General features: G+C 47.5%; 30 protein-coding genes and 1 riboswitch. Of the genes, 3 read left to right on the top strand and 27 right to left on the bottom strand.

Features of this window, described 5'->3' with window-relative positions:
- Positions 1-16: 16 nt before the first annotated feature.
- The 15 genes from ispD to C805_RS09650 all read right to left on the bottom strand — a co-directional run bounded on the left by ispD (position 17) and on the right by C805_RS09650 (position 12,952).
- Positions 17-760 (bottom strand): 2-C-methyl-D-erythritol 4-phosphate cytidylyltransferase, encoded by a 744-nt coding sequence (gene ispD / locus C805_RS09720; RefSeq protein WP_016213663.1) that lies wholly within the window; start codon positions 758-760, stop codon positions 17-19.
- Positions 760-1,794 carry a tRNA (adenosine(37)-N6)-threonylcarbamoyltransferase complex transferase subunit TsaD gene (tsaD, locus tag C805_RS09715; protein ID WP_016213662.1) on the bottom strand — a complete coding sequence of 345 codons (1,035 nt, stop codon included), beginning with the start codon at positions 1,792-1,794 and terminating at the stop codon, positions 760-762. The genes ispD and tsaD overlap by 1 nt, the downstream gene beginning before the upstream one ends.
- A gap of 6 nt (positions 1,795-1,800) precedes the next feature.
- Positions 1,801-2,355: a DUF6715 family protein gene (locus C805_RS09710; RefSeq protein ID WP_016213661.1), complete on the bottom strand. Its 555-nt coding sequence runs from the start codon at positions 2,353-2,355 to the stop codon at positions 1,801-1,803.
- Between the two features lie 27 nt (positions 2,356-2,382).
- Positions 2,383-3,288: a ribonuclease Z gene (locus C805_RS09705; RefSeq protein ID WP_016213660.1), complete on the bottom strand. Its 906-nt coding sequence runs from the start codon at positions 3,286-3,288 to the stop codon at positions 2,383-2,385.
- Between the two features lie 11 nt (positions 3,289-3,299).
- The gene (locus C805_RS09700; RefSeq protein WP_016213659.1) at positions 3,300-3,527 is read right to left on the bottom strand and encodes a hypothetical protein; all 228 of its coding nucleotides are present in this window, start codon (positions 3,525-3,527) and stop codon (positions 3,300-3,302) included.
- Between the two features lie 123 nt (positions 3,528-3,650).
- Positions 3,651-4,103, bottom strand: a complete 453-nt coding sequence (rimI, locus tag C805_RS09695; RefSeq protein ID WP_016213658.1) for a ribosomal protein S18-alanine N-acetyltransferase — start codon at positions 4,101-4,103, stop codon at positions 3,651-3,653.
- Positions 4,100-4,819 (bottom strand): tRNA (adenosine(37)-N6)-threonylcarbamoyltransferase complex dimerization subunit type 1 TsaB, encoded by a 720-nt coding sequence (gene tsaB / locus C805_RS09690; protein ID WP_016213657.1) that lies wholly within the window; start codon positions 4,817-4,819, stop codon positions 4,100-4,102. The genes rimI and tsaB overlap by 4 nt, the downstream gene beginning before the upstream one ends.
- Positions 4,816-5,250 carry a tRNA (adenosine(37)-N6)-threonylcarbamoyltransferase complex ATPase subunit type 1 TsaE gene (tsaE, locus tag C805_RS09685; RefSeq protein ID WP_016213656.1) on the bottom strand — a complete coding sequence of 145 codons (435 nt, stop codon included), beginning with the start codon at positions 5,248-5,250 and terminating at the stop codon, positions 4,816-4,818. The genes tsaB and tsaE overlap by 4 nt, the downstream gene beginning before the upstream one ends.
- Positions 5,251-5,310: 60 nt before the next feature.
- Positions 5,311-5,820 (bottom strand): YcxB family protein, encoded by a 510-nt coding sequence (locus C805_RS09680; RefSeq protein WP_016213655.1) that lies wholly within the window; start codon positions 5,818-5,820, stop codon positions 5,311-5,313.
- A gap of 287 nt (positions 5,821-6,107) precedes the next feature.
- Positions 6,108-6,572 carry a 6,7-dimethyl-8-ribityllumazine synthase gene (ribE, locus tag C805_RS09675; RefSeq protein ID WP_016213654.1) on the bottom strand — a complete coding sequence of 155 codons (465 nt, stop codon included), beginning with the start codon at positions 6,570-6,572 and terminating at the stop codon, positions 6,108-6,110.
- 43 nt (positions 6,573-6,615) lie between these two features.
- Positions 6,616-7,818: a bifunctional 3,4-dihydroxy-2-butanone-4-phosphate synthase/GTP cyclohydrolase II gene (locus tag C805_RS09670; RefSeq protein ID WP_016213653.1), complete on the bottom strand. Its 1,203-nt coding sequence runs from the start codon at positions 7,816-7,818 to the stop codon at positions 6,616-6,618.
- Between the two features lie 31 nt (positions 7,819-7,849).
- Positions 7,850-8,500: a riboflavin synthase gene (gene ribE, locus C805_RS09665; protein ID WP_016213652.1), complete on the bottom strand. Its 651-nt coding sequence runs from the start codon at positions 8,498-8,500 to the stop codon at positions 7,850-7,852.
- A complete protein-coding gene (gene ribD / locus C805_RS09660) occupies positions 8,482-9,639 on the bottom strand; it encodes a bifunctional diaminohydroxyphosphoribosylaminopyrimidine deaminase/5-amino-6-(5-phosphoribosylamino)uracil reductase RibD (RefSeq protein ID WP_016213651.1) in 1,158 nt (385 codons plus the stop codon). The genes ribE (C805_RS09665) and ribD overlap by 19 nt, the downstream gene beginning before the upstream one ends.
- A gap of 16 nt (positions 9,640-9,655) precedes the next feature.
- Entirely contained in the window at positions 9,656-10,282 is a 627-nt protein-coding gene (locus C805_RS09655) for an ECF transporter S component (RefSeq protein ID WP_016213650.1), read from the bottom strand.
- Between the two features lie 297 nt (positions 10,283-10,579).
- Positions 10,580-10,744: riboswitch (FMN riboswitch) on the bottom strand.
- A gap of 66 nt (positions 10,745-10,810) precedes the next feature.
- The gene (locus C805_RS09650) at positions 10,811-12,952 is read right to left on the bottom strand and encodes a Tex family protein (RefSeq protein WP_016213649.1); all 2,142 of its coding nucleotides are present in this window, start codon (positions 12,950-12,952) and stop codon (positions 10,811-10,813) included.
- Positions 12,953-13,129: 177 nt separating this feature from the next.
- On the opposite strand from C805_RS09650, the gene C805_RS0104435 reads away from it, so the two are divergent.
- Both C805_RS0104435 and C805_RS09645 read left to right on the top strand, forming a co-directional pair.
- On the top strand, positions 13,130-13,504 hold the full coding sequence (locus C805_RS0104435) for a DUF4190 domain-containing protein (RefSeq protein WP_016213648.1): 375 nt from the start codon (positions 13,130-13,132) through the stop codon (positions 13,502-13,504).
- Between the two features lie 13 nt (positions 13,505-13,517).
- A complete protein-coding gene (locus C805_RS09645) occupies positions 13,518-14,621 on the top strand; it encodes a hypothetical protein (RefSeq protein ID WP_016213647.1) in 1,104 nt (367 codons plus the stop codon).
- Positions 14,622-14,733: 112 nt separating this feature from the next.
- On the opposite strand, the gene C805_RS09640 is transcribed toward C805_RS09645, so the two are convergent.
- Genes C805_RS09640 through C805_RS26955 form a run of 4 tightly spaced genes read right to left on the bottom strand, consistent with a single transcriptional unit; the run spans position 14,734 to position 17,014 of the window.
- A complete protein-coding gene (locus C805_RS09640) occupies positions 14,734-15,489 on the bottom strand; it encodes a DUF975 family protein (RefSeq protein ID WP_016213646.1) in 756 nt (251 codons plus the stop codon).
- Positions 15,490-15,514: 25 nt separating this feature from the next.
- A complete protein-coding gene (locus tag C805_RS27305; RefSeq protein WP_022750920.1) occupies positions 15,515-15,637 on the bottom strand; it encodes a hypothetical protein in 123 nt (40 codons plus the stop codon).
- A 58-nt stretch (positions 15,638-15,695) separates the two neighbouring features.
- Complete coding sequence (locus tag C805_RS09635) at positions 15,696-16,430, bottom strand: PepSY domain-containing protein (protein WP_016213645.1); 735 nt, start codon at positions 16,428-16,430, stop codon at positions 15,696-15,698.
- 32 nt (positions 16,431-16,462) lie between these two features.
- On the bottom strand, positions 16,463-17,014 hold the full coding sequence (locus C805_RS26955; RefSeq protein ID WP_016213644.1) for a hypothetical protein: 552 nt from the start codon (positions 17,012-17,014) through the stop codon (positions 16,463-16,465).
- 178 nt (positions 17,015-17,192) lie between these two features.
- Between C805_RS26955 and C805_RS09625 the strand changes: the two genes are divergently transcribed.
- A complete protein-coding gene (locus C805_RS09625) occupies positions 17,193-17,633 on the top strand; it encodes a DUF2752 domain-containing protein (RefSeq protein ID WP_016213643.1) in 441 nt (146 codons plus the stop codon).
- A 7-nt stretch (positions 17,634-17,640) separates the two neighbouring features.
- Here the strand turns inward: C805_RS09625 and C805_RS09620 are convergent, their stop codons facing one another.
- The 8 genes from C805_RS09620 to C805_RS27485 form a co-directional block, all read right to left on the bottom strand.
- Positions 17,641-18,846 (bottom strand): aspartate kinase, encoded by a 1,206-nt coding sequence (locus C805_RS09620; protein WP_016213642.1) that lies wholly within the window; start codon positions 18,844-18,846, stop codon positions 17,641-17,643.
- Between the two features lie 24 nt (positions 18,847-18,870).
- Positions 18,871-20,076, bottom strand: a complete 1,206-nt coding sequence (locus C805_RS09615) for a cofactor-independent phosphoglycerate mutase (RefSeq protein ID WP_016213641.1) — start codon at positions 20,074-20,076, stop codon at positions 18,871-18,873.
- Between the two features lie 17 nt (positions 20,077-20,093).
- Positions 20,094-21,296 carry a homoserine dehydrogenase gene (locus C805_RS09610; protein WP_016213640.1) on the bottom strand — a complete coding sequence of 401 codons (1,203 nt, stop codon included), beginning with the start codon at positions 21,294-21,296 and terminating at the stop codon, positions 20,094-20,096.
- A 29-nt stretch (positions 21,297-21,325) separates the two neighbouring features.
- Positions 21,326-21,769 (bottom strand): ACT domain-containing protein, encoded by a 444-nt coding sequence (locus tag C805_RS09605; protein ID WP_016213639.1) that lies wholly within the window; start codon positions 21,767-21,769, stop codon positions 21,326-21,328.
- A gap of 167 nt (positions 21,770-21,936) precedes the next feature.
- A complete protein-coding gene (locus C805_RS09600; RefSeq protein WP_016213638.1) occupies positions 21,937-22,434 on the bottom strand; it encodes a TPM domain-containing protein in 498 nt (165 codons plus the stop codon).
- On the bottom strand, positions 22,431-23,483 hold the full coding sequence (locus tag C805_RS09595; RefSeq protein ID WP_016213637.1) for a TFIIB-type zinc ribbon-containing protein: 1,053 nt from the start codon (positions 23,481-23,483) through the stop codon (positions 22,431-22,433). Before C805_RS09595 ends, C805_RS09600 begins: the two co-directional genes overlap by 4 nt.
- Positions 23,484-23,511: 28 nt before the next feature.
- Positions 23,512-24,357, bottom strand: coding sequence for an SPFH domain-containing protein (locus C805_RS09590; RefSeq protein ID WP_016213636.1), 846 nt, complete (start codon positions 24,355-24,357; stop codon positions 23,512-23,514).
- Positions 24,317-24,805, bottom strand: a complete 489-nt coding sequence (locus C805_RS27485; protein WP_016213635.1) for an SPFH domain-containing protein — start codon at positions 24,803-24,805, stop codon at positions 24,317-24,319. The genes C805_RS09590 and C805_RS27485 overlap by 41 nt, the downstream gene beginning before the upstream one ends.
- Between the last annotated feature and the right edge of the window lie 135 nt (positions 24,806-24,940).

The raw sequence follows: 24,940 nt of genomic DNA, 5'->3' as shown, positions 1-24,940 counted from the left end.
CAGTTCGCCTTTCCCCTTAATTCCGGCGGCAAAACACCTCTGCCAGCCTTAAATCTTCCGGCGTCGTTATCTTTATATTTTCATAGGAACCTTCCACCAGTCTGACTTTCTGATGGCAGATGGTTTCCAGTACCATGGCGTCGTCTGTTACTGAAACCGTTTTTCCCTCTTTTTCACATTGTATCAGTTCCTGGTAGGCCTGATAAATCAGGGAAAACCGAAACACCTGGGGAGTCTGTATCTGCCAGACACGATTTCTGGGCGGCGTTTCCCCGGCAAACAGAGCGTCATCCGCAATTTTAATGGTATCTTTCACCGGCATACCCGCCACACAGGCCTGAAATTCCTCCACTGCCCCGGCACAGCGCAGAATCGTCTCCTGGTCCACGAACGGTCTGGCACCGTCATGTATCATCACATAATCAGGAGGATTCTTCTCCTTGTTCAGTTCTTCCAGACCGCAGAAAACCGAATGGTACCGTTCCTTTCCTCCAGGTATCACCGCTTTTATTTTTGTAAATCCATATTTTTCCACAATTTCCTTCCGGCACCAGGAAATGTCTTCTGCCCCGGTTACCAGAACAATTTCTTTCATCATGCTTTTCTCAAAAGCAGACAGTGCATAAAAAAGCACCGGCTTCCCATGAATCATAAGATATTGTTTGGGTATGTGGCTTTTCATGCGCATTCCCCTTCCGGCAGAAAGCACAATAGCTGCGTAGGTCCTGTCTTTTATTTTTTCTTCCCGTTTTTCTTCCATCAGCGCTCCCCCAGTTTCAGGCCAGGCACGGCGTTCAGCTCCCAGCCGTCTCTCCTGCCGGCCAGAAATTCATGGAAAGCGGCCGCTCCGATCATCGCGGCATTATCTGTGCAGAATATGGGAGACGGATAAAAGAATTTAATTCCTCTGGTTTTACAGGCTTCTTCCATTCCCCTGCGCAGCGTGCCATTGGATGCCACGCCGCCGGCAATGGCAAGGGTATCCATTCCCGTTTCCTCCAGCGCATGAACCGCATGTTCTATCAGCACATCTGTCACAGCCTTCTGAAAAGAAGCTGCAATATCTGCCTCCACAACGGGAATCTGCTTCATCCGGCACCCATTAATGTAATTCAGTACCGCGGATTTTACGCCGCTGAAGCTGAAATCATACGGATGTTCTGCCACCTTCGCCCTTGGAAATACAATGGCGTCGGGATTTCCCTCTCCGGCCTTTTTCTCAATTTTGGGTCCGCCTGGATAGCCCAGTCCGATGGCACGGGCAACTTTGTCAAAAGCCTCTCCTGCCGCATCGTCCCTGGTCCGTCCCAACACCTCATACTTTCCGTAATCTGCCACTTTCACCAGATGGGTATGGCCGCCGGATACCACCAGGCACAGAAAGGGCGGTTCAAGTTCTTTATTTTCAATATAGTTGGCACAGATATGCCCTTCAATATGATGTACGCCGATCAGAGGCTTTCCGGCCCCCCAGGCAATTGCCTTGGCTTCCGCTACTCCCACCAGCAGCGCTCCCACCAGCCCCGGTCCGTAAGTAACCGCTATTGCGTCCATATCTTCCAGAGCCAGCTTCGCTTCTGACAGAGCTTCTTCAATGACCTGATTAATTCTCTCAATATGCTTGCGTGATGCAAGTTCCGGCACTACTCCTCCATAGAGGGTATGGAGATCTATCTGAGAAGAAATAATGTTGGACAGCACCTCTCTTCCGTTCTTAACCACTGCCGCCGCTGTTTCATCACAGGAACTTTCAATTGCAAGGATTACCACGTCTTTTTGTTTATTTACCGCCATTTTTCTTTACTCCTGATAAAATCCCAGTATTTTCCATCTTCCGTCGTCGTCTTTGCGCAGGATATAAGTCTGGCTGGCACGCCCTGATTTATCTTTTCCGCTGTAATTTTTCAGGAAATATGTCACATCCACATAAGCGCATTCCCGTCCGTTTCTGGTCTTATACTCTACCTCTTTACTGCTTTCCACGCTGATATCGGAAATGGCTTTCTCATCTTCTTCATAACTGGAAATTTCTGCTTTTACGGATTCCAGATACACTTCCGGAGGATTGATTTCCTGCAGTTCCGCATCCATCAGCTTTCTGGCCTGCTCCGTCAGTTGTACCAGCTGTTCCTGGCTGTATTCCTGACTGTAATAGCATTTCAGAATCCGATTGTAAAATTTTACCACTTCTCTGGCCGTTTTGGGATAAGACTTTTCCAGGTCTTTGGAAATCAGCATTTCCACTTCTGTCATTTTTCCCTCGCCTGTGTCGCGATGGGACAGATAATAATAATATCCCAGACAAAGAGCGGCGCAGATTATCACGACCACCGTTGTCTTTATACCACTTTTCATAAAATCCCTCCTTACCCGATTCCGTCTTTACCGAAAATCCAGTTCCACCGTTTTTCCGTCTTTCCCCAGTTTTGCCTCCGGATAAATACTGCGTACTTCTTCCATATATTCTTCCGCCCGCACCAGAGAGGGACTGAAATGGGTGAGCCACATGTCACTGACCTCTGCGGCTTTTGCAATTTCCGCTGCTTCATAAAAGGTCATATGCTTATACTGCCTGGCTTTTACGGCCTTTTCTTTTTCTCCGTACATTCCCTCTATGATTAATAAATCGGCATGTTCGGCATGTTCTGTAATAGCGGCCACAGGCCTGGTATCTGTACAGTAGGTCACTTTTATGCCTTTTCTTTTGGGGCCAAGCACCATATCCGGCGTATAGGTCCGTCCTTCCAGCTCCAGTGTCTCGCCTTTCTGCAGTCTGCCCCAGCAGTTTTTGGGAATTCCGAGGCTCTGGGCCTGCGCAACCTGAAATTCTCCGGCCCTGGGAATCTCAAGGGTATATCCATAACAGGTCACATTATGATTTACGCGGAAGGCGGTAATATAATATCCCCGTTCCTGCAGATGTTCCACCGGCTGCGTCAGCTCTCTGTAGCGAATCTCAAAGGGCAGCTCCGGCGCAATGGTGCGCAGTGCGGTTACCACCCGTTCCAGTCCTCTGGGCCCAATCATGGTAAGGGGCTCCGTCCGCTCCGCATTTCCCATGGTAAGCAAAAGCCCCGGCAGACCGCTGATATGATCTGCATGGTAGTGGGTAAAACATATGGTGTCAATGGGTTTTGCACTCCAGCCCTTTTCCTTCATGGCTATCTGAGTACCTTCCCCGCAGTCAATCAGCAGGCTGCTTCCGTTGTACCGCGTCATCAGTGCGGTGAGCCAGCGGTAAGGCAGGGGCATCATTCCTGCCGTGCCCAGTAAACATACATCTAACATTCCATTTCCTTTCAGACTAATTCTGTCACTTCTATGGTTTTTACCGGAATCTGAAAGCTCTTAACCCATGCGTCATAGCAGGATTCACAGATGTCAAATTCCTGTATTTCTCCGTCTTTTCCGGAAAAATACCCCCACTCTTTCTCCACATGAAGAAACTCCCTGCGGGGTATTCCGGCCTGTTCCTGTATTACTTTTTTACAGCAGTTGCATATGATTTCCTGTTTTTCTGTCTTCATCTGTTGTCCTCCCTGTTTCCGTAGTTATAATCCCGGAATTTTCAAAGGGCTGTGCCCGTTCATCCATTTTATTATAGCGAACAGTACCTGCCTTTTGAAAGAGGGAAATCTATCCATGAAGCCTCACAGACAGGGCGGCTGTTCCCATACCATAATCATTCCATCCTCTCTGGGCAGCTCATATAAATTTTTTCTGACTCCGCAGCTGTGAAATCCCAGCTTCTCATACAAATGAACGGCCGGGGCATTGCTCACCCGCACTTCCAGAATCAGGCGGCGGATATCTTTTTCCTGCGACTGTTCCTTCAGTACATTCAGCATCCTGTACCCCACTCCCTGGTTCTGCCAACCTGGGGCCACAGCCACATTCACAATCTCTCCTTCTCCGGAAAAACAGTACATGCCGCAGTACCCTGCTATGATATTTTCACTCCATGCTGTCAGAAATAATGTATCCTGCTGCAGGGAATCCAGAAATGCCTGTTCTGACCAGGGCTGGGAAAACAACTGTTTTTCTATCATGGCAACCGCAGGGATGTCCTGCGCCTTCATAGTACGAATCACAATTTCTGTCATACGGTATCCTGTCCGGCCCTTTCCCTGGCCAGCCGCTCCCGTTCTGCCTGGGCCAGCCGCAGATAATCAGGCCTGTGCTGTGCTGCTGTCTGAATGTTTCCTTCTCTGTAATAATTCAGACCCAGGGCAGCTATCGAAGCTGCCCGCTGTTTATTCATATGTGCCGGTGCAAAGGAACAGGGCACCTGGCAGTTTTCTTCAATATAAGAGCGAAAAACCGGCACTCCGTCTCCCAGAAATATCACCGGCCGGTTTCTTTCGTTGATTTCTATTATAATTTCATCAATTCCAACGGCACACTGGGGCTTTAGCACCTGCATCCCTTCTTCTGTAAATTCATACAGTCCCGTATAAGTCTGATTTCTTCTGGCATCCATCAGCGGGCATACCATGTCCCGGCTGCCATAGAGATTATACGCCAGCCCGTCCACAGTCGGTATCTGAATCAGCGGCTTTTTCAACGCAAGGCCCAGACCTTTTGCCGTGGCGGAACCAATACGCAGACCTGTAAAAGAGCCTGGCCCTCCTGCCACTGCTATGGCGTCCAGGGTATTTAAGTCCAACTCTGTCATTCTGACTATTTCATCCAGCATGGGAAGCAGTGTCTGGGAATGGGTTTTCTTATAATTGACGGTATACTCAGCCAGCAGATTATCGTCTTCCACGATGGCTGCGCCTGCCACCAGCCCGGAACTGTCCAGTCCTAATATTTTCATTTTGTTACCTCACTTATTGTAATTCTGCGGTAATCAAAGCCTTTTTCCGGATCTTTTTCAATTCGGATTTCCTTATGGTTCTTTGGAAGAATTTCACGAATCAGTTCCGCCCACTCTATAATGGTCAGACCCTGTCCATAGAAGTAATCTTCATATCCGATTTCTTCCATTTCCTCCACGTCCCCAATCCGGTATACGTCAAAATGATAAAAAGGCATTCTGCCTTCTTCATATATCTGAACAATGGTAAAAGTCGGGCTGCAGACCGGTTCTTCCACGCCCAGCCCCCTGGCAATTCCCTGAGTCAGCACGGTTTTCCCGGTACCCAGATCTCCGGTCAGCGTATACAGCTCTCCGGGCCGGGCCTGCTCTCCCAACTTCTGTCCCAGCCGGAAAGTTTCTTCCGGTGAAAATGTTTCTGTTCTCTCCATAAGTTCCTCAATTCTCATACTAAGTCTGAATGGCTGTTTCCTGTTACGGAATCCAAATTTCTATACCCGGAACGGATTCAGTTTCAGACGATAACCATCCAGATGATTGATGGCAAGAGCCACCACCGTCTCATATTTCTGTCCCAGCGCTTCTCTGGGAATCACATAGGCATTCATTCTGTTGCTATAAATCAGCAGATTGTTTTTCGTGGAAACCATTTTGTAAATCTGCTTCCACTCCAGGTCTCCGGTTTCTTCTCCCTGAGACACATGGACTCCTTTTTCATCAATCCTGTAGTGCAGAGCCTGCTGCAGCACCTCGGAACTTCTCACCTGTTTTTTTGAACGCAGATACAGGTTGCCCGGCACATAAATCAGAAATACAATTCCCAGTACCACATAAAATACTGTGTATATGATACTTACTTTCCCATATGTTATCACAGAGGTTATCAGCACCCAGATTCCCACCAGCGTGGCCATAATTCCCTGCATTCCATGGTATGCATGATACAGGTTAAACCGGTACATGTCTTTCTCCGTAATATTTGTATCAAATTCTACTGACATTTATCTGCTCCTTTTCTTTTGGCTTTCGTCATATTATACTCTTTTTGGCCAGGTATCACAAGGGATTTTTCATAATTTCATTCCTTCCCGAAAGATTGCAGAAAACGGAAGAAAACAGACGGAATCATTGAAATATCACAATGACTCCGGCGGAAATTTCCCAGGAAACAGACTGACAGAATTCACAAAGCGGGGCCCGTTCCGAAATGTTCCGTGCCCCGCCTGCAGATTTCTCAACCTGATTCAGGTACCAGAAGTACCCAAACCCCGGTTTTAAATTCTGATTCTTATTTCATATTCTGTATCAGATTTACCATTTCGATGGCAGCACAGGCCGCATCATATCCTTTGTTTCCGGCTTTGGTCCCGGAACGTTCAATGGCCTGTTCAATATTATCTGTGGTGACTACACCGAAAATGGTGGGAATTCCTGTTTTCAGCCCTACTGTGGCCACGCCTTTGCTGACTTCTGCGCACACATGGTCATAATGGCTTGTGGCGCCTTTGATGACGGTTCCAAGGCAGATCACTGCGTCATAATTCCCGGACTCAGCCATTTTCTGTGCAGTGAGGGGAATCTCAAAGGAGCCGGGCACCCATGCCAGGGTAATATCATCATCTTTCACACCATGGCGGAGTAATGCGTCCTGTGCGCCGCTTACCAGTTTCGACACGATAAATTCATTAAATCTGGAGGCTACAATTCCTACTCTGGTTCCGTTTGCTACTACATTTCCTTCTAATACTCTCATCATTTTTCCTCTTTTCCTTTTTGATATGTTACTGACATGCTGTTTAATAATCCGTCATGTGCTGCATTTTGCTCTGTTTTGTTTTCAGATAAAAAACATCTGTTTTTTTCGCCGGCATCTGAATGGGCACCCGCTCTTCAATGGAAATTCCATAGCCGGAAAGCCCGGTGATTTTTTTTGGATTATTGGTGAGCAGCCTGAGCTTCTCTGCGCCCAGGTCATGAAGAATCTGAGCACCGATGCCGTAATCCCGCAAATCAGGAGCAAATCCCAGTTCCACATTGGCTTCCACTGTATCAAGGCCTTTTTCCTGCAATTCATATGCTTTTAATTTATTAATCAGGCCAATGCCTCTGCCTTCCTGCCGCATATACAGAAGGATGCCCCGTCCTTCTTCTGAAATAGCTTTCATGGCCGCATCCAGCTGTTCGCCGCAGTCGCAGCGGTCAGAGCCGAACACATCTCCTGTCAGACACTCGGAATGTACCCGGCAAAGCACAGGTTCTCCATTGGCAACGTCTCCCATGGTCAGCGCCACATGATGCTCTCCGTTCAGCTTGTTGACATAACCGTAGATTTCAAATTCACCGTATCTGGCAGGAAGTTTTGCATGGGCTTCCTGATGTACCAGACTGTCCCGTTCCATGCGGTAACGCACCAGGTCTGCAATGGTAATCACCGTCATATCAAATTTTTCCGCCAGTTCCAGGAGCTCTGTGGTACGCATCATGGTTCCGTCTTCCCGCATGATTTCACAACACAGCCCGCTGGGTTTCAGTCCGGCCAGAACTGCCAGATCCACAGTAGCTTCCGTATGTCCGGTCCGTTTCAGCACGCCGCCTTCTCTGGATTCCAGGGGAAACATATGGCCCGGTTTCCGGAAATCCTCCGGCCTGGCATCGTCTTTCATGGCCGCCAGGGCCGTTTCCGAACGCTCAAAAGCAGAAATTCCTGTCTCCGTATGTATTCCGTCAATGGATACGGTAAATGCCGTCTGATGGTTATCTGTATTCTGTTCCACCATCTGTTTTAATCCCAGTTTCTGACAGAGTTCTCTGCTCATGGGCATACAGATCAGTCCTTTTCCATGAGTGGCCATAAAATTAATATTTTCCGGTGTTGCAAATTCTGTGGCACAGATAAAATCTCCTTCATTTTCTCTGTCCGGGTCGTCAATGACCATGACAATTTTCCCCTGTCTGATATCCTCAATGGCCTGCTCTATGGTGTCGATTTGCCTGTTCATTTTTTCTTCCTCCCTGTATATGGTTTTATATTCAGAAAAATCCGTGTTCCATCAGGAAATTTTCTGTAATTCTGCTTTCTTTCTTTGTTTCTTTCGGAGCAGATAAAAGTTTTTCCACATATTTTCCAATTACATCACACTCAATGTTGATCATGCTTCCTGCTTTCTTTTCGGTCAGCGCTGTTTCCTTCCGGGTATGGGGAATTACTGACACCTGAAAATCCCCATCCGTTACTTTTGCCACGGTCAGGCTGATTCCGTCCAGTGCCACCGAGCCCTTTTCCACAATATACCGTATAAGCTCCGGTTCCGAGGCTATGGTATACCAGACTGCATTCTCTTCCTGCCGGATTTCTGTCACTGTTCCGGTTCCGTCAATATGGCCTGCCACAATATGTCCGCCGAACCTCCCGTCTGCCGCCATGGCCCGCTCCAGATTTACCTTTCCCGGAACTTTCAGCTCCGACAGGCTGCTGCGGCGCATGGTCTCTGCCATTACATCTGCCGTAAAGCCATCCTCTGCAAGGGAGGTCACCGTAAGGCAGATTCCATTGACTGCAATACTGTCCCCCACTTTCGTTCTTTCCAGCACCTTCCGGCACCGGATTTTAATACGGGCAGACAGGGTTCCTTTTTTTATTTCGCAGAGTTCTCCTGTTTCTTCTATAATTCCGGTAAACATGTCTTCCCTCCAATCCTGCCTGTTATGCACAGATCCTTTCCATATCTCATTACTTCTGTCTGCTGCAGTTCCACAGCGTCCTTCATCCGGGAAATTCCTCTGCCTTCCACCGGGGATTTTGCCTGGGCTCCCGCTACCAGCTTCGGTGCGATAAAGCCATACACGCGCTGCACCAGTCCTTCCTGCAGAAAAGAGGCGTTCAGGGTTCCTCCTCCCTCCAACAGAATGCTGTCAATGCCCCTGTCTGCCAGCTTTTGCAGCAGATAACAGAGATTTAACTGATTTTGCTGTTCTTTCAGGGGAACTTCCAGCAGATTTACACCCTGCTGTTCCAGTTTTTTCACGGTTTCTTCTGTCTGACTTCCCCATCTGGCTGCCTCCCTGGGATTCCATGCCACAATTGTTTCAATTTCAGACGATGTTTTCACAATCTGACTGTCCAGAGGAATCCGCAGTCTGGAATCGCAGATAATCCTCACCGGATTCCGGCCTCCTTCCATGCGGCAGTTCAGCATGGGATCGTCTGAAAGCACCGTGCCGATTCCAGCCATAATCCCCCGGTAACGGTTGCGCAGGCACTGCACATATGTCCTTGCCTCCTCCCCGGTTACCCACCTGGAATCTCCGGTTTCACAGGCTATTTTCCCGTCCAGGGTCATGGCATACTTCATGGCAACGAAAGGCGTTCCATGTTCCATATAATGGAAAAACACTTCATTCAAATCCCGGCATTCCTGCTCCAGGATTCCGGTTTCCACCAAGATCCCATGTTCCCGCAGTATCTGAATCCCTTTTCCCGCTACTCTGGGATTGGAGTCCGTACAGCCCACATAAACTTTTCCAATCTTTTTTTCTATGATAATTTCCGTACAGGGAGGAGTTTTTCCATAATGGCAGCATGGCTCCAGATTCACATAAAGCTCCGCCCCTTCCAGATCCTCCTGACAGTCCTTAAGTGCATTCCGTTCTGCATGATATCCCCCGTACTGTTCATGATAACCTGCGGCGACTGTTTTTCCGTTTTTCACCACCACACAGCCCACCATGGGATTGGGAGATACCTTTCCCGCCCCCTGTACTGCAAGGTCCAGTACCTGCCTCATATAATCTTCCGGTGTTTTATTCCTGTTCTGCTGCATGTCTGTTCTCCTGATTTTACTTCCTGTATGCTCCTTTTAAGAAAGGAGACAGGGGCTTGTATATTAACATGGTAATCACCACGCTGAAAATTCCCTTAACAAAGGTAAAAGGTGTGTTGAACACAATCAGACACTGGAAGATATCTTTCACTCCTGGGAAAATCATCTGATATGCCGCCAGAATGGCTTCTTTCGGCATGAAATTATAGTACACCGGATATACAATGAAATAATTGGAAAAAATACTGATTACTGCCATCAGTGCCGCACCTGCCACTGCTCCGGCAACGGCGCTTTTTCTGCCTTTCCATTTCCGGTAAACCAGACCGGCCGGAACCACAAAGCTGGCTCCCAGAATAAAATTGGAAAGCTCCCCTACGCCTCCGGTGGTGGTCATAAACAGATGAAGCAGATTTTTAATCAGGCAAATGAGCATTCCGCTGACAGGCCCCATGGCAAAAGCCCCCACCAGCGCCGGCAGTTCTGATAAATCCATTTTTATAAAGGACGGCATAACCGGTACGGAAAATTCCAGGAACATCAGTACAAATGCTATTGCTGACAGCATGGCTGTCATGGTAAGTTTCCAGATATCTTTCTGTTTTGCCTGTTTTCCTACAGTTGCAGTATTCATGGTACTCATAATAATTCCACTCTCCTTAATTGTATAATAGAACAAAGCGGACAGGTCCGCTTCAACTCCCTGAATCCCTCACTCATAAGGGACCTGGACGGTTTGCTGCGCCGAGTGCGGTCACGCAGTGACATCTTCTATTCGCACGAGCGTGCATATTCTTTTTTCTTCTATAGGAAGACACTTTCGCGCTTTAGCGTAACAAGGTATTTCCTGTAGAAATTTTCACTTCGCACCCCTGCGCATAAAAAAACCCTGAATCCGGAGATTCAGGGCATATAAAAAACTACATGCATAATAAAACAATGTTTTCTTCTCCCATCCAGACTGTACTGTCGGTTTTGGATTCTCACCAAATCATGCCTTACGGCTCACGGACTTGCCCTCTGAGGGGTATCACCGTCGGTCGGGAATTCTTTCCAAAATTACCTGCTGAAAATTCTGAAAAGTCACCCTGCCCTGAAGAACACTATTTAATTTATGGCTATATTTTACTCCTGGCTGTCATTTCTGTCAACTGACATATTTTAGCATGTGTCAGATTTTCATTGTGAGCTGAATTCGTTTTTTCTGCAAATCCACGCTCATGACTTTCACCTCCACTATGTCCCCCACGCTGACTGCTTCCAGAGGGTGTCTGATGTAGCGTTCCGTCATCTGAGAAATATGTACCAGTCCGTCCTGATGCACTCCAATATCCACAAAGGCTCCAAAATCAATCACATTGCGCACGGTTCCTTTGAGAATCATACCAGGGGTCAGATCCTTCATTTCCAGTACATCATTGCGCAGGACAGGTTTGGGCATATCGTCTCTTGGGTCTCTCGCCGGCTTTTCCAGCTCTTTCACAATATCTTTAAGGGTCATTTCTCCCAGTTCCAGTTCTGTCGCCAGTTTTTTATAATCTGAAATTTTTTTCGAAATTCCGGACAGTTTCCCCTCCTGAATTTCCTCCGGTTTATATCCCAGCTTTTCCAGAAGTTTCAGTGTTGCGTCATAGCTTTCCGGATGGACGCTGGTACCGTCCAGAGGATTTTTTCCATTGCTGATACGCATAAAACCCGCACACTGTTCGTATGCCTTCGGCCCCAATTTGGCCACCTTTAACAGTTGTGCCCGTGTCAGGAATCTGCCGTTTTCTTCCCGGTAGGCCACAATATTTCTGGCAATTACCTTTGAAATACCGGAAATGTACTCCAGCAGGGAGGCGGAAGCGGTGTTCAAATCCACACCCACTTTATTCACGCAGTCTTCCACCACGCCGCCCAGAGCGTCGCTTAATTTTTTCTGATTCATGTCGTGCTGATACTGTCCTACTCCAATGGATTTCGGATCTATCTTTACCAGTTCCGCCAGGGGATCCTGAAGGCGCCTTGCAATGGAAGCCGCGCTTCGCTGCCCCACATCAAAATTGGGGAATTCTTCCGTGGCCAGCCTGCTGGCAGAATATACGGAAGCTCCGGCTTCATTTACAATCACGTACTGTACCGGAACGGGAAGCTCTTTCAGTAAATCCACAATAATCATTTCCGACTCTCTGGAAGCAGTTCCATTTCCAACAGAAATCAGGGAAATTCCGTATTTCTGAATCAGCTTTTTCAGAACCGCTTTGGATTCTTCCACCTTATTCTGGGGCGCTGTGGGATAAATTACCGTCGTATCCAGCACTTTTCCGGTGGAATCCACCACAGCCAGTTTGCAGCCGGTACGAAATGCAGGATCCCAGCCCAGCACTACTTTTCCTGCAATGGGCGGCTGCATTAATAGCTGCTCCAGGTTCTTTCCAAACACCCGGATGGCGCCGTCCTCTGCCCGTTCTGTCAGCTCATTGCGGATTTCCCGCTCAATAGCCGGTGCAATCAGCCGTTTATAGCTGTCCTCCGCCACTGCTTTTAATGTGGGCGCCGTATTGGGGTTGTCTCTGGAAATGATCTTTTTCTCCAGATACTGCTGAATCTTTTCTGTGGGAGCTTCAATTTTTACAGTGAGAATTTTTTCTGATTCTCCCCGGTTCAGCGCCAGGATGCGATGGCCTGCCAGTTTTGCCAGTCCCTCCTCAAATTCATAATACATTTCATAGACCGACTCTTTTTCAGGATCTTTGGCCGTTGAAATGATTTTTCCGGTATTCATGGTAATATCACGTATGTATTTCCGGTAATCTGCCTCATCGGAAATATTTTCTGCCAGAATATCCATGGCTCCTGCAATGGCGTCTGCCGGAGTTTCCACCCCTTTTTCACTGTCCACAAAAGGCTGCGCTTCTGTTTCCAGACTTTCTTTTGTCATCTGCAGCAGAATAATATTTGCCAGCGGCTCCAGCCCCTTTTCTTTCGCAATGGTTGCCCTGGTTCTCCGCTTCGGCCGGTAAGGGCGATACAGGTCTTCCACTGCCACCAGCGTTTCCGCAGAAAGAATCTGCTGTTTCAGTTCTTCCGTCAGTTTTCCCTGCTCCTCAATACCGGACAGTACCTGCTCTTTTTTCTCTTCCAGATTGCGCAGATAGGTCAGACGTTCGAAAAGATTTCGAAGCACTTCATCATTCAGCGCCCCGGTGGCCTCCTTCCGGTATCTGGAAATAAACGGGATGGTATTTCCCTCGTCAATCAATTTTACCGCAGCTTCTGCCTGTTGTCTGCGGATATTCAGTTCTTCCGCTAACTTTGCAATAATATCCATGGGTAACTCTCCTTATTTTTCTGTCTCACACTGCCAGTTATCTGAAATCATACTCCAGGCAGTTTCCGCTCTTCATTATATCGGATTTGCCGCTGTCTTTCAAGAAAATATATTTGTGTTTTTCACCGGCACATGCTACAATAATAGCACTATCATGGAATGTTTAAGGAGGTTTTTATGGATTACGAATCAAATAAATCTTACCTGGAAATGCGTTCTGCAGGTATGTCCGTGGCGTCTCTGGTTCTGGGTATACTGGGACTGGTTATGAGCTGCTGCGTCTATCCTGCCATAATTTTCGGCTCCCTTGCCATTATATTTGCTCTGCTTTCCAGAGGAGGCGAAATGCACACCAACAGCTATGCCAGAGCCGGACTGATTCTGGGCATAATCGCCATAGCCTGCGGCATTCTCTTCCTGTTATACTCTTTCTTCACCATAATGGCCCAGTTTGGCGGTATGGAAGGTTATCTGAATTATATTGAAGATACGATGCAGGAACTCGGATATCCCGATGCAACCAGTCCCTATGATTTTTACGATATGCTGTAAAGGAGGCAAAACCATGTTTCAGCCCGCAGAATTAATCAGTAACTATCAGAAAATGAATCCGGGAGAAGCCCGCCTGTCTGCCATTCGGGAAGCCATATGGCAGGCGGACCTGGCAAAGGATTCCCCTTATATGCTGTATTTTCGCTGTGAATACGCCAATGCCAGCCGGGAGGCAGACACTTTTTTACTGCAGCTCTATCTGATTTTCCCGGAAATACTGAAGATTTTTGAAGAACAGCCGGACATTCGGATGCCGGACTGCAGTTTTATGAATGCCACTGATACGGTTCAGGAACTTTTTTCAGAAATGGTGTCATGTGCTGACTTTTTCTATCAGATTCCTGTGGCAGACATGGAAAGATATCTGGAAAAATACAAAGATTTCTGTCTGAAATACGGTTATGCTCTGTTCTCTTATTACATGGCTTCCGCCAGGCTGTACCGGCAGATTGACGACAAAGAACGCACCATGCAGAACCTGAAAGATTTTAAGGCTCTCTGCCGGACTGAAAATCGAAAAAATGCCAACTGCCTGGATTTTATTGCAGAGCTGGCCTGCTGGTATGACGATTTGGACACCCTGCTTAAGGCAACCCGAATGCTGGAGAAAAAATTCCCGGAATCCAGCCAGCTTATCTATGAATATGGCCGGCTTCTGTACTGTTATGCAGTACGCAGACAGGATCTTAAGGCAGCCGCCCCTTATTATGAAAATCTGCAGCGGCTCTGCCGGAAATTCCGGACTGGCAACCCATATTTTGCAGATACCATGGTTTACCTGGCTTTGACGGATCAGAAGAAAGCCTGGAGCTTTTTTCAAAAAGAAGCACCTTCCCAGATAACAACCACCGTACCTCTGGATAAAATGGAATTTTCCACCGGCGCGGAGATTATGATGCGCAGCCTGATGAAAAGCGGCAGGAAAACTGTGCGCATTTCTCTTCCGGGCAATCAGCCCTGGCAGCTGGAAGACGACTGTTATGAAACAAAGGTGCTGGCAGAATATTTTGGGAAAGAAGCCAGGGAAATCTCCGCCAGATTTGACGCCCGCAACGGAAATAACCATTCCATGGAGGAATATGAACTGTTCCTCAGCGCGGCAGAAAACTGTATTTAAAAAGGTACAGGTGCTGTGGCAAAATAGCCGTCGTATACAGGATATGGAATTCAAACCCAGAGAATCTATCCATCTATTGTATATAGGCTGCATTTTGCAACAGCACATGATTCTATTCGAAAAATTCGGCACATGATTCTGGTTTTTCCATTCTGTCCAGTTCTCCGGTCACATCCAGATAGAAGCTGATCAGAGTCTGGCTTATATAAGGTGTAATCCAGAGCATACCCAGCCCGCAGGAACACATCCCCAGCAAACTCCACCCGATAAAGCTCAGATACAGATAAAACAGCCGGCCTTTGTTTCCATCCATCAGGCTGCGGCTTTCCCGGAGAGCCTCCAGAGCTCCCATCTGTGTATTGTCCACCAGCAGAAAATATGCCAGAGCAAAGTGCAGAGACACCAGTATCAGAACCACAATTCCCACCAGATACAAAACAAATCCGATCACGTTTGCCAGCACAGCTCCCTGTACCATTCCCACTGACCAGCAGATAGACCCAGGCAGAATGCAAAGCAGCTCGATTCCGAATATCACAAGAGAAGCCAGAATATAACGATCCGGCCTTCTGGTAAATTCTCCAAACATCATACTGAGTTCCGGATCCCGTTTCCGTGCGAACCCCAGCATCATTCTGGTAATTCCGCACCTCATGAGCATGGCAATTATGCTCACAAACAGTACCGCCAGCATATATGTGACAAACTGTACCATTCCCATTCCGCTGAACAGAAACAGACAATAAAATGGGATCAGAATAGCTGATGTAATCAGGCCCGACAACAGAGTCGCCCCAATGACCAGTCCCCAGTGGCCTGTCAGTTTCTCCCTTGCCAGTCTTTTCAATTCTGCCGATGTTCGTTCCATATCTTCCTACGCTCCATTTCTGTTTTTATATTACGGTCAGTTCTTTCCTTTCCACCTGGTACAGCTTCCGGTTCAAATCCTGCTGATTCTCTTTTTCACAGTCCTCTTCCCCTGATATTTCCTTATTTATACAATTTCGCACCTGCACAGAAGCAGCTCCTGATACCTTTCACTGCCTCTGTACCTGTGCGAAAAAGTCTGAGATATTAATCTCTGTAATCCTGATCAAAATCCAGTATCTCTCCTGTTATGGCATGGATTTCAAGATCATATTCAAATTCGTCTTTGATCATCTCCACTTCATAAAGAGGCACTCCGTCATCCCTGTCAAATTCCACCTTGATTACCGTTGCGCCGGGTACCTTTGACAGAGCGATCTGTTTTGCCTTCTCGGCCCCAATATAGTTATTGTTACTCTGTTTGGGCTTGATTTCCTCTTTCCATTCATATCCAATCAGTTCACGGGTTCTTGCATGATATTCCAGTTCATACTTCTTATTCCCTTTTTTCATCTTAACCTTATACTGGTCAATCCCATCGTCATATTTCAAACGGATACTGGTGATGGCTGCGCCGGGAACTTTCTTCTGTGCAAGGCTCCTGCATTTGCTCTCGCTCATTTTTTTCTTCCTGCTGGAACGGTTGAGCTTATGCTGTTCCCATCCATACTCAATCAGCTTTCCATCGGAAGCCCGGTAAGTAAGATTATATTCTTTGGTGCCTTTTATCATTTCAATCTCATAAATCAGCACTCCCTTTTCATAATCTTTATCTGATTCTGTTATTGTTGCATTTTTCACCTTTTTCCTGGCCAGCTTCTCTGCCTGTCTGATACTGGTAATTTTCTTCGCATATGCAGTATAGGGAGTTACCAGAACCCCCACAGATACAAAACAGAACATCAGAAGCAGCAGGGCTGCTATTTTACGTCTCTGAGCCATAGATAAAACCTCCTTTTCTTATTTGGATTCAATTATGCTGCATAATCAATATTTTTTCCTTTTGCGTCCTCTTCTCCGAGAATCTTCCGGCTCTTCTCATAAGGGTCTGCCGGATACTTTATGCTGGTGGAAGTTGTTCCGCCGGACACATAATTTTTCCCGCATTCCGGACAGACGGAAGTGTGAATACTCACAGAGGCCCTGACCACTTTCCCGTCATTCTGAGCCGCCTTTGTATATGCATTGGAAACATGCTCTCCCTCGTGAGCCCGCACTGCACTGCCTGCCGCCTCAGGAGAAATATGAGCTGCCGCCTTAAAGGAAACATTTTCATTGGAGCCGTCCTGATACCTGCGCTTTGCACAGGTCTGGCATTTCTCTCCGTTTTTTTTCACGGAATCGTCTTCGCTTTCCCGATCCCAGTATACCCCCTCCGCTTCATAGTCTCTTCCGGTTCTGCCGGTTCCCTGTGCTCCGGAATCCCCGCTGTTCCTGTAAATCCCGTTCATTCCATCCTGGTACCGGCTGCTGTTTCCATAATCATTATAACTGTAGCCGCCGATTCCCCCAATTGCTCCTGCCATACAGACACCTCTCTTTTATTTCTATGTTTATGAAACACAATATCTGACTATTTTTCAGAATATATTATATCATACTTTTTATATTTTGACAAACAGGAAAAAAGAGATTATACTAATATTTCGTAACAGTTCGGCCACAACAGGCTGAACTTACAATATAATGATTAAGGATGATATTATGAGACAACGGGAAAAAGAAGAAACTGCCCTGTTCTTTACCGGCTGGACATTGTTGGCCATATTGTGTTTATTTTGGATATTTTACCGGCTGTTCCCCGGCTTTTTTTCCAGCCTGCTGGTACCCTGCCTGGTCAAAAGCACTCTGGGAATCTACTGCCCTGGCTGCGGCGGGACCAGAGCTGCTGCTGCCTTTCTGAGAGGTGATTTTCTCACTTCTTTCATCTGCCATCCTCTGGTTCTTTATACCGCTGCGGTGGGCGGCTGGTTCTTAATCACTCAGACCATTGCGCGCATTTCCGGACGCCGGCTGAACATCGGTATGAAATACCGGGACGGCTATATATGGGCCGCCCTTGTTATTGTAATTGTGAATTTTATAGTCAAAAACCTGCTGCTGTTTCTGTGGCATGTGGATTTATTAAAAGATTTTCATCTGTAATCCCGGATTATTCTTCAATAAACTGGTCATGCACTGCGCGCATGGCTTTCTCCACATCTTCTTCATCAATCAGCACCGTAATGCGAATTTCTGATGTGGCAATCATGCGGATATTAATTCCGGCATTATAGAGGGCTTCAAACATACGGGAAGCCACGCCGGGATTGGACTGCATTCCTGCTCCTACAACAGACACTTTTGCCACGGTGTCATTTACTTTGATTTCTCTGGCTGTAATTCTGTTTTTATGCTCTTCCAGAATGGCAACGGTTTCTTCTGCATCATCTCTGGCCACAGTAAAGGAAATATCTTTCGTTCCTTCCCGGCCGATGGATTGCAGAATAATATCCACATTGATCTGGTGTCTGGCCAGCAAATCAAATATTTTAAAGGCTATTCCTGGTACATCCTTTACTCCGAACACTGCGATTCTGGCTGTGTTTTTGTCTACTGCAACTCCGCTGACAAGCATACTCTCCATGTCTGTCTCCTCCTTTACGATGGTTCCCTCGGCGTTATTCAGACTGGAACGGACCACCAGCTGCACACCATATTTTTTTGCCATTTCCACGGATCGGTTATGCAGCACTTTTGCCCCCAGTGTGGCCAGCTCTAACATTTCATCATAGGTAATTTCCGGAACTTTTCTGGCGTTGGGCACAATCCGCGGATCCGCAGTATATACTCCCTCCACGTCTGTATAGATTTCACAGGCGTCTGCGTGCAGTACCGCCGCCAGCGCCACTGCTGTGGTGTCAGAGCCGCCCCGGCCCAGCGTGGTGACGTCATCGTATTTATTCACGCCCTGGAATCCTGTGACAATAACAATTTTCCGGTTTTCCAGCTCATGCCGGATACGCCGGGTATCTATTTTCTTAAAACGGGCATTTCCATATCTGGAGGAGGTCTGCATCCCCACCTGAAAAGCATTCAGGGAAACAGACGGTACGCCAAGAGCTCCCATGGCCATGGACATCAGGGCGGTGGAAGTCTGTTCTCCGGTGGTCAGAAGCATATCAAGTTCTCTTCTGGAGGGATTCGGATTGATATCCTTTGCCATCTCCAGCAAATGGTCCGTGGTTTTACCCATGGCAGACAATACCACCACCACATCATTTCCCTTCTGATAATCTTCCATGCAGCGTCTGGCCACATTATAAATCCGTTCTTTATCTGCTACGGAGCTTCCTCCGAATTTTTTTACTATTAACATAGGGTTCTCCTGAAACTTTTTTCGTCATTTTCCGGAAATCAGATAATCAATCATTTCACATCCTCTGGAAACACGATGGCCGCTTCCGGCCGCCTCTTTTTCATTGTATTTCCAGGTATTTTTCTGGGGTGCGGTACTGTCATACAGAAGATAAGGCACATCGTCCCCGGTATGGGTTCGGATGCGGATGGGGGTAGGATGATCCGGCAGAACCAGAAGCCGGAATTCCTCTCCCGCCTGTTCCAGTCCCTCTTTGACAGGAGCAATCACCTGTTCATCCAGAAACTGAATGGCCTGCACCTTTTTCTCTACGCTGCCCTGATGGCCCATTTCATCCGGAGCTTCCACATGCACATATACAAAATCATAACTGTCTTTTGTCAGCACATCCACAGCCGCCTGGGCTTTCCCCCGGTAGTTGGTATGAAGACCGCCGTTTGCCCCTTCTACCAGAATCGTTTTCATGGAAGCTCCCACTGCAATTCCCTTCAGTAAATCCACAGCCGATACCATGGCCCCTTTCAATCCTGTTTTCTCCTCAAAAGAAGAAAGGGAAGGCCTGGTTCCGGCGCCCCAGAACCAGCAGGAATTGGCAGGATTCAGCCCCTGTTTTTTCCGCTCCAGGTTGATGGGATGGTTTACCAGAATATCATAACTTTTTTTCATCATATTCCGCAGCATTTCATCCTGGGGCAGATACTGTCCAATGGTCTGTCCCAGCACATCATGGGGCTGGGTCAGCTCCATCACCTGTCCCTGCTGCCAGATCAGCAGATGACGGTAACTGGTTCCCGCATAAAACCCATATGTTTCCGTCTCCAGTTCTTTCTTTACTGCCTCCAGTAAAACAGCCGCATCTTCCGTGGAAATCTCTCCGGAACTGTGATCCAGAATTTTCCTGTCTTCATAATTATTTTCTTCCTCCGTCAGCGTCACCAGATTACAGCGTAAAGACACGTCTGTGGATTTCATATCCACGCCGATACTCAGAGCTTCCAGAGGAGAGCGGCCGGAATAATAAATCTTCGGGTCGTATCCCAGCACAGACAGATTGGCCGTATCACTTCCTGGAGCCATTCCATCCGGTATGGTGTGAACCATTCCGATTTCTCCTGCTGCAGCAAGCCGGTCCATGCAGGGTGTCCGGGCATATTCCAGGGGCGTCATGCCCTGCAGTTCTTCCAATGGGAGATCAGCCATTCCATCCCCCAGCACAATCACATATTTCATAATGAATCCTTTCTGCTTTACACTACGCGGATTCTCTGCAAAATGTGCTTCAATCCCGCTGCTTTCTGCTCATATTCTTCCTCTGTCATCTGTCCGGTCAGAAATCCTGTCTCCCCGGTAATTCCCTCTGCTTCCACAAATTCCACATTTCCGAACAGTTTCCGCACCTCTTCTCTGGCATCTGTGCACCTTACAAAAAAGCGGCTTTCAGATTTTCTGCTGTCTGTCAGATCCATTTTCCGGGAACTCCAGGAAATCAGTATATTTTTATGGAGATGCTTTGCAATATCCACAATATCGGCAACCACTGCGCTGGCGGTGGGAAGTTTCCCTGCACCGCTTCCGTAAAACATGGCGTCTCCCAGTACATTTCCATGGACAAAAATGGCGTTAAACACATCATTTACATTATAAAGGGGATGCTCCTGGGATAACAGAAAGGGCGCAACCATGGCACAGTAGCCTTCTTCTGTTTTTTTGCTGGTAGCCAGAAGTTTGATTACCCGGCCCATGGCTTTGGCATAACGGATATCCGCTGCTGTGATTTTCGTAATTCCTTCCGTATATATTTCCTCAAAATCCACCTGCTGTCCGCACACCAGGGAAGTCAGTATGGCAATTTTCCGGCAGGCATCATGGCCTTCGATATCTGCAGTGGGGTCGGCTTCCGCATAGCCTCTGGACTGGGCATCTTTTAACACATCATCAAATTCCAGCCCTTCAAAGGTCATTTTGCTCAGCATGTAATTGGTGGTTCCATTTAAAATTCCTGTAATTTCCTCAATTTCATCTGCCGTCAGGGAAGAATTCAGGGGACGTATAATAGGAATTCCGCCGCCTACGCTGGCCTCAAACAGAAAATTAATGTTCTGTTCCCTGGCAATGGCAATCAGTTCTGCTCCGTGTTTTGCCACCAGCGCTTTGTTGGAGGTGGTAACGCTTTTTCCTGCCAGCAGAGCCCGCTTTACAAAGGTGTAAGCCGGTTCCACGCCGCCCATGGCCTCCACCACTACCTGGATTTCCGGATCATCCGCAATAATATCATAATCATGTACTATTTTTTTCTCCATGGGGTCTCCCGGAAAATCCCGCAAATCCAGAATATACCTGACCTCAATTTCATCTCCTGCACGTTTTGCAATGCTTTCCTGGTTGGTGTTCAGTACCTCCACCACCCCGGAACCTATGGTTCCGTATCCTAAAATTGCAATTTTTATCATAAATTTCCTCCATTCTGCATGTTCCTGACTTACTCTCTGGCCAATATTTTCACATAGTGAACTCCCTTTTGCTGTTCAATATTCTCTATCATCTGAGACACGTTTTTTGTGTCCGGAAGCACGTCCACACTTAAAGTCAGGGACGCTACTCCATTTACCGGAATACTCTGATGAATGGTAAGAATATTGGCATGGAAATCTGCCACAATTCCCAGTACCAGAGAGAGCAGTCCCGGTTCGTCATCCATCTGAATCACCATTGTGATGGTTTTCCCCCTGGCATTGTCATGAAAGGGAAAAATATCATCCTTGTATTTATAAAAAGAACTGCGGCTGATTCCCACCAGTTCTGTAGCCTCCTGCACAGATTCTGCCCGTTCTGACTCCAGCAGACGCTTTGCCTCCACTACTTTCAGCAGCACTTCCGGAACCGCTTTTTTCTTCAACACAAAATATTTCGTCTTTTCTTCCATGGCGCCCTCCGGCCTTTTCCACATACAACAGTTCGGATACCCCCACTGCTGCCTCCATACCGCTTTCTGTATTTCTGTGAAATACATATGTACTCACAGGAAAGATATTAGCACATTTGTTTTCTGAATGCAACCTGTTTTTTTAATTTCCGGATGCCTCCGGAATTTCATTTGGATATATCCCGTTTTTTCACAAACTGGTTCACCAGCCGTTCTTCCTGGATACGAAGATTTAAGTTTCCGTTCTTTTCCACAGGATATCGGTAACCCCCAAATCTCAGCCGGTATTTCACTATAATATTACCTGCGGTAATACCTCCGGCTGCCAGCGCTGCCACTGCCGCAATCAGCAGTTCTGTGTCTGTAATGCTTCGGCGTTCTTCCTGGTCATCTGCTGCTTCTTTGGTATCTTCCGGATATTCTGATTCATATACCCCGGTATCCTGTTCCAGTTCTTCAGCCTGACGGGTAAGTTCCTGTATCTCTTCTTCCGTCAGAATTCCCGCCTGGACGGTGACTGCCCGCTCCGCCGCCTGTGTTTTTACAGGTAACGTCAGACAGAGTACCAGAAACATCCACATCAGCATCTTCGCTCTTCCATGCTTCCTCTTAAAATATCCTGTTCTTCCCGTCTGCTGACCGGAACATATGCTGTACAGATTCATAAGAAATACCCTCCTGTCAGTCCAAGCAGAAATACAATCAGTGCAATCAGGCCGCTGAACAGAAACACTTTTTTATAATCAACAGGGAGTTCACCGCATACTTTCCCATTCTGTCCGTTCATGGAATAATAGTAAACCTTTCCGTCCCTGCCTTCATAGGTTACGGTCCAGACGGGAAGGAACACATATTCCCAGTTTTGCCGCCGGACGTCAAAAGTACATTTTTTTACAGACAGGGAATCGTACCCGTGAACCGTATCACGAAGCATTTTCCCTCCATAATCTCCGGCCTCTCTCCCCACACCTGTTTCCAGATCTCTCTGTTCTATATCGCGCTTTTCTGCCAGAAATCCCGACAGATAGCCCATCTGAAAGTCCCTGGCTCTGCTCATATCGTAGGGCAGAACCCCCAGAGAAAGTTTATTGTTGGCTTTTGTCAGAGCATTTCTGGTGATATCCTCCAGATGAATATCCCCTCTCCGTTCCACCCAATACAGTTTTGTCTCGGTGTATTCTGTGTCTTTTTCGCGCCAGACCCGAACCTTTTTTCCTTCCGCCTGTAATGTTCCTTCAAAATCCAGATCCACCAGCCAGTAGGGGAAATAGACACCGGTTATTTTTTCCATCTGGCTTTTTTTAAAAAAAGCTCTCGGAACAAATTTTTTACTGTGCACATATTCCAGAAATTTCTCCGCAGCCTGCTCTTTGTCAATGGCAAAAGGAATGATTTTATGGGGCATGAATTCCCCGGATACCCTTCCGGACAGCACCACCGGATTATGACAATAGTAACAAAATGACGCCGCGGTGGTTTTATCCGTCACAACCTGGGCCCCGCAGCTGGGACAGCTGTAAACACTGCCTTCCTGATTCCGGGTCTTGCCGGACGAGACATCTTCCTGTTTTTCTTTCGATGTTTCGGGCTGCATCCGATTTAATTCTTCCTGCGAAAACGCAGAAATACAGTATTCACACCTGTACTTCTGCGTTCTCGGATGGAATACCAGTTCACCGTCGCAGTTTGGACATTTATAACTGATCACTGACATTTGTATTCTCCCTGTCTCTTCTGTTTCCCTACTGTACCGGTTTTCCGCAGTCAGAACAGAACTTTCCGCTGTTTACCGCTCCGCACTTACAGGTCCATGTACCAGGCTGTTCTGCCTTCGGCGCTCCGCACTCGGAGCAGAATTTCCCCTGGTTCCTGTGGCCGCATTTGCAGGTCCATTCTTCCGGTTTTTTTGGCTGGGGCTTCCCACACTCGGAACAGAATTTTCCGCTGTTTACTGCTCCGCACTCACAGGTCCATCCTGCTGTATTTCCGGCAGCCTGTGACTGGAACTGCTGTCCGCTCCGGTTCTGCTGCATGTTCTGAGCATTCTGCATCTGCATTTGCTGCATATTGGCTGCGGAAGCCGCTCCCATGGCGTTTCCGCCGGCCTGCATACCAACGCCCATTCCCATAAATCCGGCCATGGCTCCGTTGGCATTCGAACCCGCTGCTTCCAGTCCACGGGCCATATGCCCCTGCAGATATCCTTCCCGCACCGTTGGATCGCCGAGCATGGCTCCTTCGTTTCGCATATTAATCAGCTCTGTGGATTTTTCATCATAGGAAACGCTGGCAATTCCCACTGCCTGAACTTCCATTCCGCGCATCCGGTTCCAGTCTTCATCCAGGGTATCCGCCATATATTTTCCCAGTTCCCGTCCTTTGGAGGCTACGTGGGAAATACGGATTCCGTCGGCTGACATCTGATTGATGGCAGACTGCATTGCTTCCAGAAATTCTGAAAGGTACTGCTCGTTGATATCTTCTATTTCCACCTGCTCCTCATTTTTGGGAATTGCTTCCCCGTAAAACCGTATGGGATCTGTAATTTTAATGGAATAAGTCCCATGGGCGCAGAAACAGCTCTGCATTGTAAAAATTATCAAAATAATTGATGGGATTTCTGGTGCCGAATTTTATCCCCTTGATTTCCTGCAGATTGATATAAAATACTTTCTGCATGGCGGGGGTCTGACCGCCGAATCTGATACGCTGAAAAGATTCCTTCACCGCGTCCTTCAGCTGACCGTTAAACAGGGAAGGCAGTGCGGAATTGTCTACCTCGTAGTATCCCGATTCCGCTGTATAATCTACGATTTTCCCTCCGTCCACCAGCATCATAAACTGATTGTCATATACATGGATTACAGATCCGTTACTTACCGTATCATCGGTTCCTTTTACATTTTCGCCCTTCCTGGTCCTGACGCCTCTGGTAAATACCGTTCTGTCTCCCATGTCTCCCGGTTCATATACTTCCAGCCACTGGTCTGCCAGTCCTCCGGACACTGACTGCACTGCCGCTCTGATAATTCCCATTTTTCTTCCTCCTGTACTCTGTCACAGCCTGGCAGGAAAGGTTTCTTCTCCTGCCTGCTGTACCCGGGGCACATACTGCGTAAACAGCCAGTTTCCTTATGCGCCCCTGTGCATAAACAGCCGCAGGCCCGCAAG

Source organism: Eubacterium sp. 14-2, assembly GCF_000403845.2.
Taxonomy (GTDB): domain Bacteria; phylum Bacillota; class Clostridia; order Lachnospirales; family Lachnospiraceae; genus Petralouisia.
Note: the sequence above shows the minus strand (reverse complement) of the source record. Positions and strands in the feature narration are given on the sequence as shown.

Excerpts from the sequence above, each read along its gene's own strand:
- C805_RS26955 (WP_016213644.1), bottom strand. The coding sequence starts at position 17,014 with ATGGCAGGAGCAATTGGGGGAATCGGCGGCTACAGTTATAATGATTAT.
- C805_RS09600 (WP_016213638.1), bottom strand. The coding sequence starts at position 22,434 with ATGAATCTGTACAGCATATGTTCCGGTCAGCAGACGGGAAGAACAGGA.
- C805_RS09645 (WP_016213647.1), top strand. The coding sequence starts at position 13,518 with ATGTTTCAGCCCGCAGAATTAATCAGTAACTATCAGAAAATGAATCCG.
- C805_RS09635 (WP_016213645.1), bottom strand. The coding sequence starts at position 16,430 with ATGGCTCAGAGACGTAAAATAGCAGCCCTGCTGCTTCTGATGTTCTGT.
- C805_RS09640 (WP_016213646.1), bottom strand. The coding sequence starts at position 15,489 with ATGGAACGAACATCGGCAGAATTGAAAAGACTGGCAAGGGAGAAACTG.
- C805_RS09625 (WP_016213643.1), top strand. The coding sequence starts at position 17,193 with ATGAGACAACGGGAAAAAGAAGAAACTGCCCTGTTCTTTACCGGCTGG.
- tsaD (WP_016213662.1), bottom strand. The coding sequence starts at position 1,794 with ATGGCGGTAAATAAACAAAAAGACGTGGTAATCCTTGCAATTGAAAGT.
- C805_RS09615 (WP_016213641.1), bottom strand. The coding sequence starts at position 20,076 with ATGAAATATGTGATTGTGCTGGGGGATGGAATGGCTGATCTCCCATTG.
- C805_RS09710 (WP_016213661.1), bottom strand. The coding sequence starts at position 2,355 with ATGAAAAGTGGTATAAAGACAACGGTGGTCGTGATAATCTGCGCCGCT.
- C805_RS09650 (WP_016213649.1), bottom strand. The coding sequence starts at position 12,952 with ATGGATATTATTGCAAAGTTAGCGGAAGAACTGAATATCCGCAGACAA.
- C805_RS09610 (WP_016213640.1), bottom strand. The coding sequence starts at position 21,296 with ATGATAAAAATTGCAATTTTAGGATACGGAACCATAGGTTCCGGGGTG.
- rimI (WP_016213658.1), bottom strand. The coding sequence starts at position 4,103 with ATGACAGAAATTGTGATTCGTACTATGAAGGCGCAGGACATCCCTGCG.
- ribE (WP_016213652.1), bottom strand. The coding sequence starts at position 8,500 with ATGTTTACCGGAATTATAGAAGAAACAGGAGAACTCTGCGAAATAAAA.
- C805_RS09605 (WP_016213639.1), bottom strand. The coding sequence starts at position 21,769 with ATGGAAGAAAAGACGAAATATTTTGTGTTGAAGAAAAAAGCGGTTCCG.
- ispD (WP_016213663.1), bottom strand. The coding sequence starts at position 760 with ATGGAAGAAAAACGGGAAGAAAAAATAAAAGACAGGACCTACGCAGCT.
- C805_RS27485 (WP_016213635.1), bottom strand. The coding sequence starts at position 24,805 with ATGGGAATTATCAGAGCGGCAGTGCAGTCAGTGTCCGGAGGACTGGCA.
- C805_RS09700 (WP_016213659.1), bottom strand. The coding sequence starts at position 3,527 with ATGAAGACAGAAAAACAGGAAATCATATGCAACTGCTGTAAAAAAGTA.
- ribE (WP_016213654.1), bottom strand. The coding sequence starts at position 6,572 with ATGAGAGTATTAGAAGGAAATGTAGTAGCAAACGGAACCAGAGTAGGA.
- C805_RS09705 (WP_016213660.1), bottom strand. The coding sequence starts at position 3,288 with ATGTTAGATGTATGTTTACTGGGCACGGCAGGAATGATGCCCCTGCCT.
- C805_RS09590 (WP_016213636.1), bottom strand. The coding sequence starts at position 24,357 with ATGCAGAGCTGTTTCTGCGCCCATGGGACTTATTCCATTAAAATTACA.
- ribD (WP_016213651.1), bottom strand. The coding sequence starts at position 9,639 with ATGCAGCAGAACAGGAATAAAACACCGGAAGATTATATGAGGCAGGTA.
- tsaB (WP_016213657.1), bottom strand. The coding sequence starts at position 4,819 with ATGAAAATATTAGGACTGGACAGTTCCGGGCTGGTGGCAGGCGCAGCC.
- tsaE (WP_016213656.1), bottom strand. The coding sequence starts at position 5,250 with ATGGAGAGAACAGAAACATTTTCACCGGAAGAAACTTTCCGGCTGGGA.
- C805_RS09680 (WP_016213655.1), bottom strand. The coding sequence starts at position 5,820 with ATGTCAGTAGAATTTGATACAAATATTACGGAGAAAGACATGTACCGG.
- C805_RS09655 (WP_016213650.1), bottom strand. The coding sequence starts at position 10,282 with ATGAGTACCATGAATACTGCAACTGTAGGAAAACAGGCAAAACAGAAA.
- C805_RS09620 (WP_016213642.1), bottom strand. The coding sequence starts at position 18,846 with ATGTTAATAGTAAAAAAATTCGGAGGAAGCTCCGTAGCAGATAAAGAA.
- C805_RS09595 (WP_016213637.1), bottom strand. The coding sequence starts at position 23,483 with ATGTCAGTGATCAGTTATAAATGTCCAAACTGCGACGGTGAACTGGTA.
- C805_RS09670 (WP_016213653.1), bottom strand. The coding sequence starts at position 7,818 with ATGAACAGGCAAATCGACACCATAGAGCAGGCCATTGAGGATATCAGA.
- C805_RS0104435 (WP_016213648.1), top strand. The coding sequence starts at position 13,130 with ATGGATTACGAATCAAATAAATCTTACCTGGAAATGCGTTCTGCAGGT.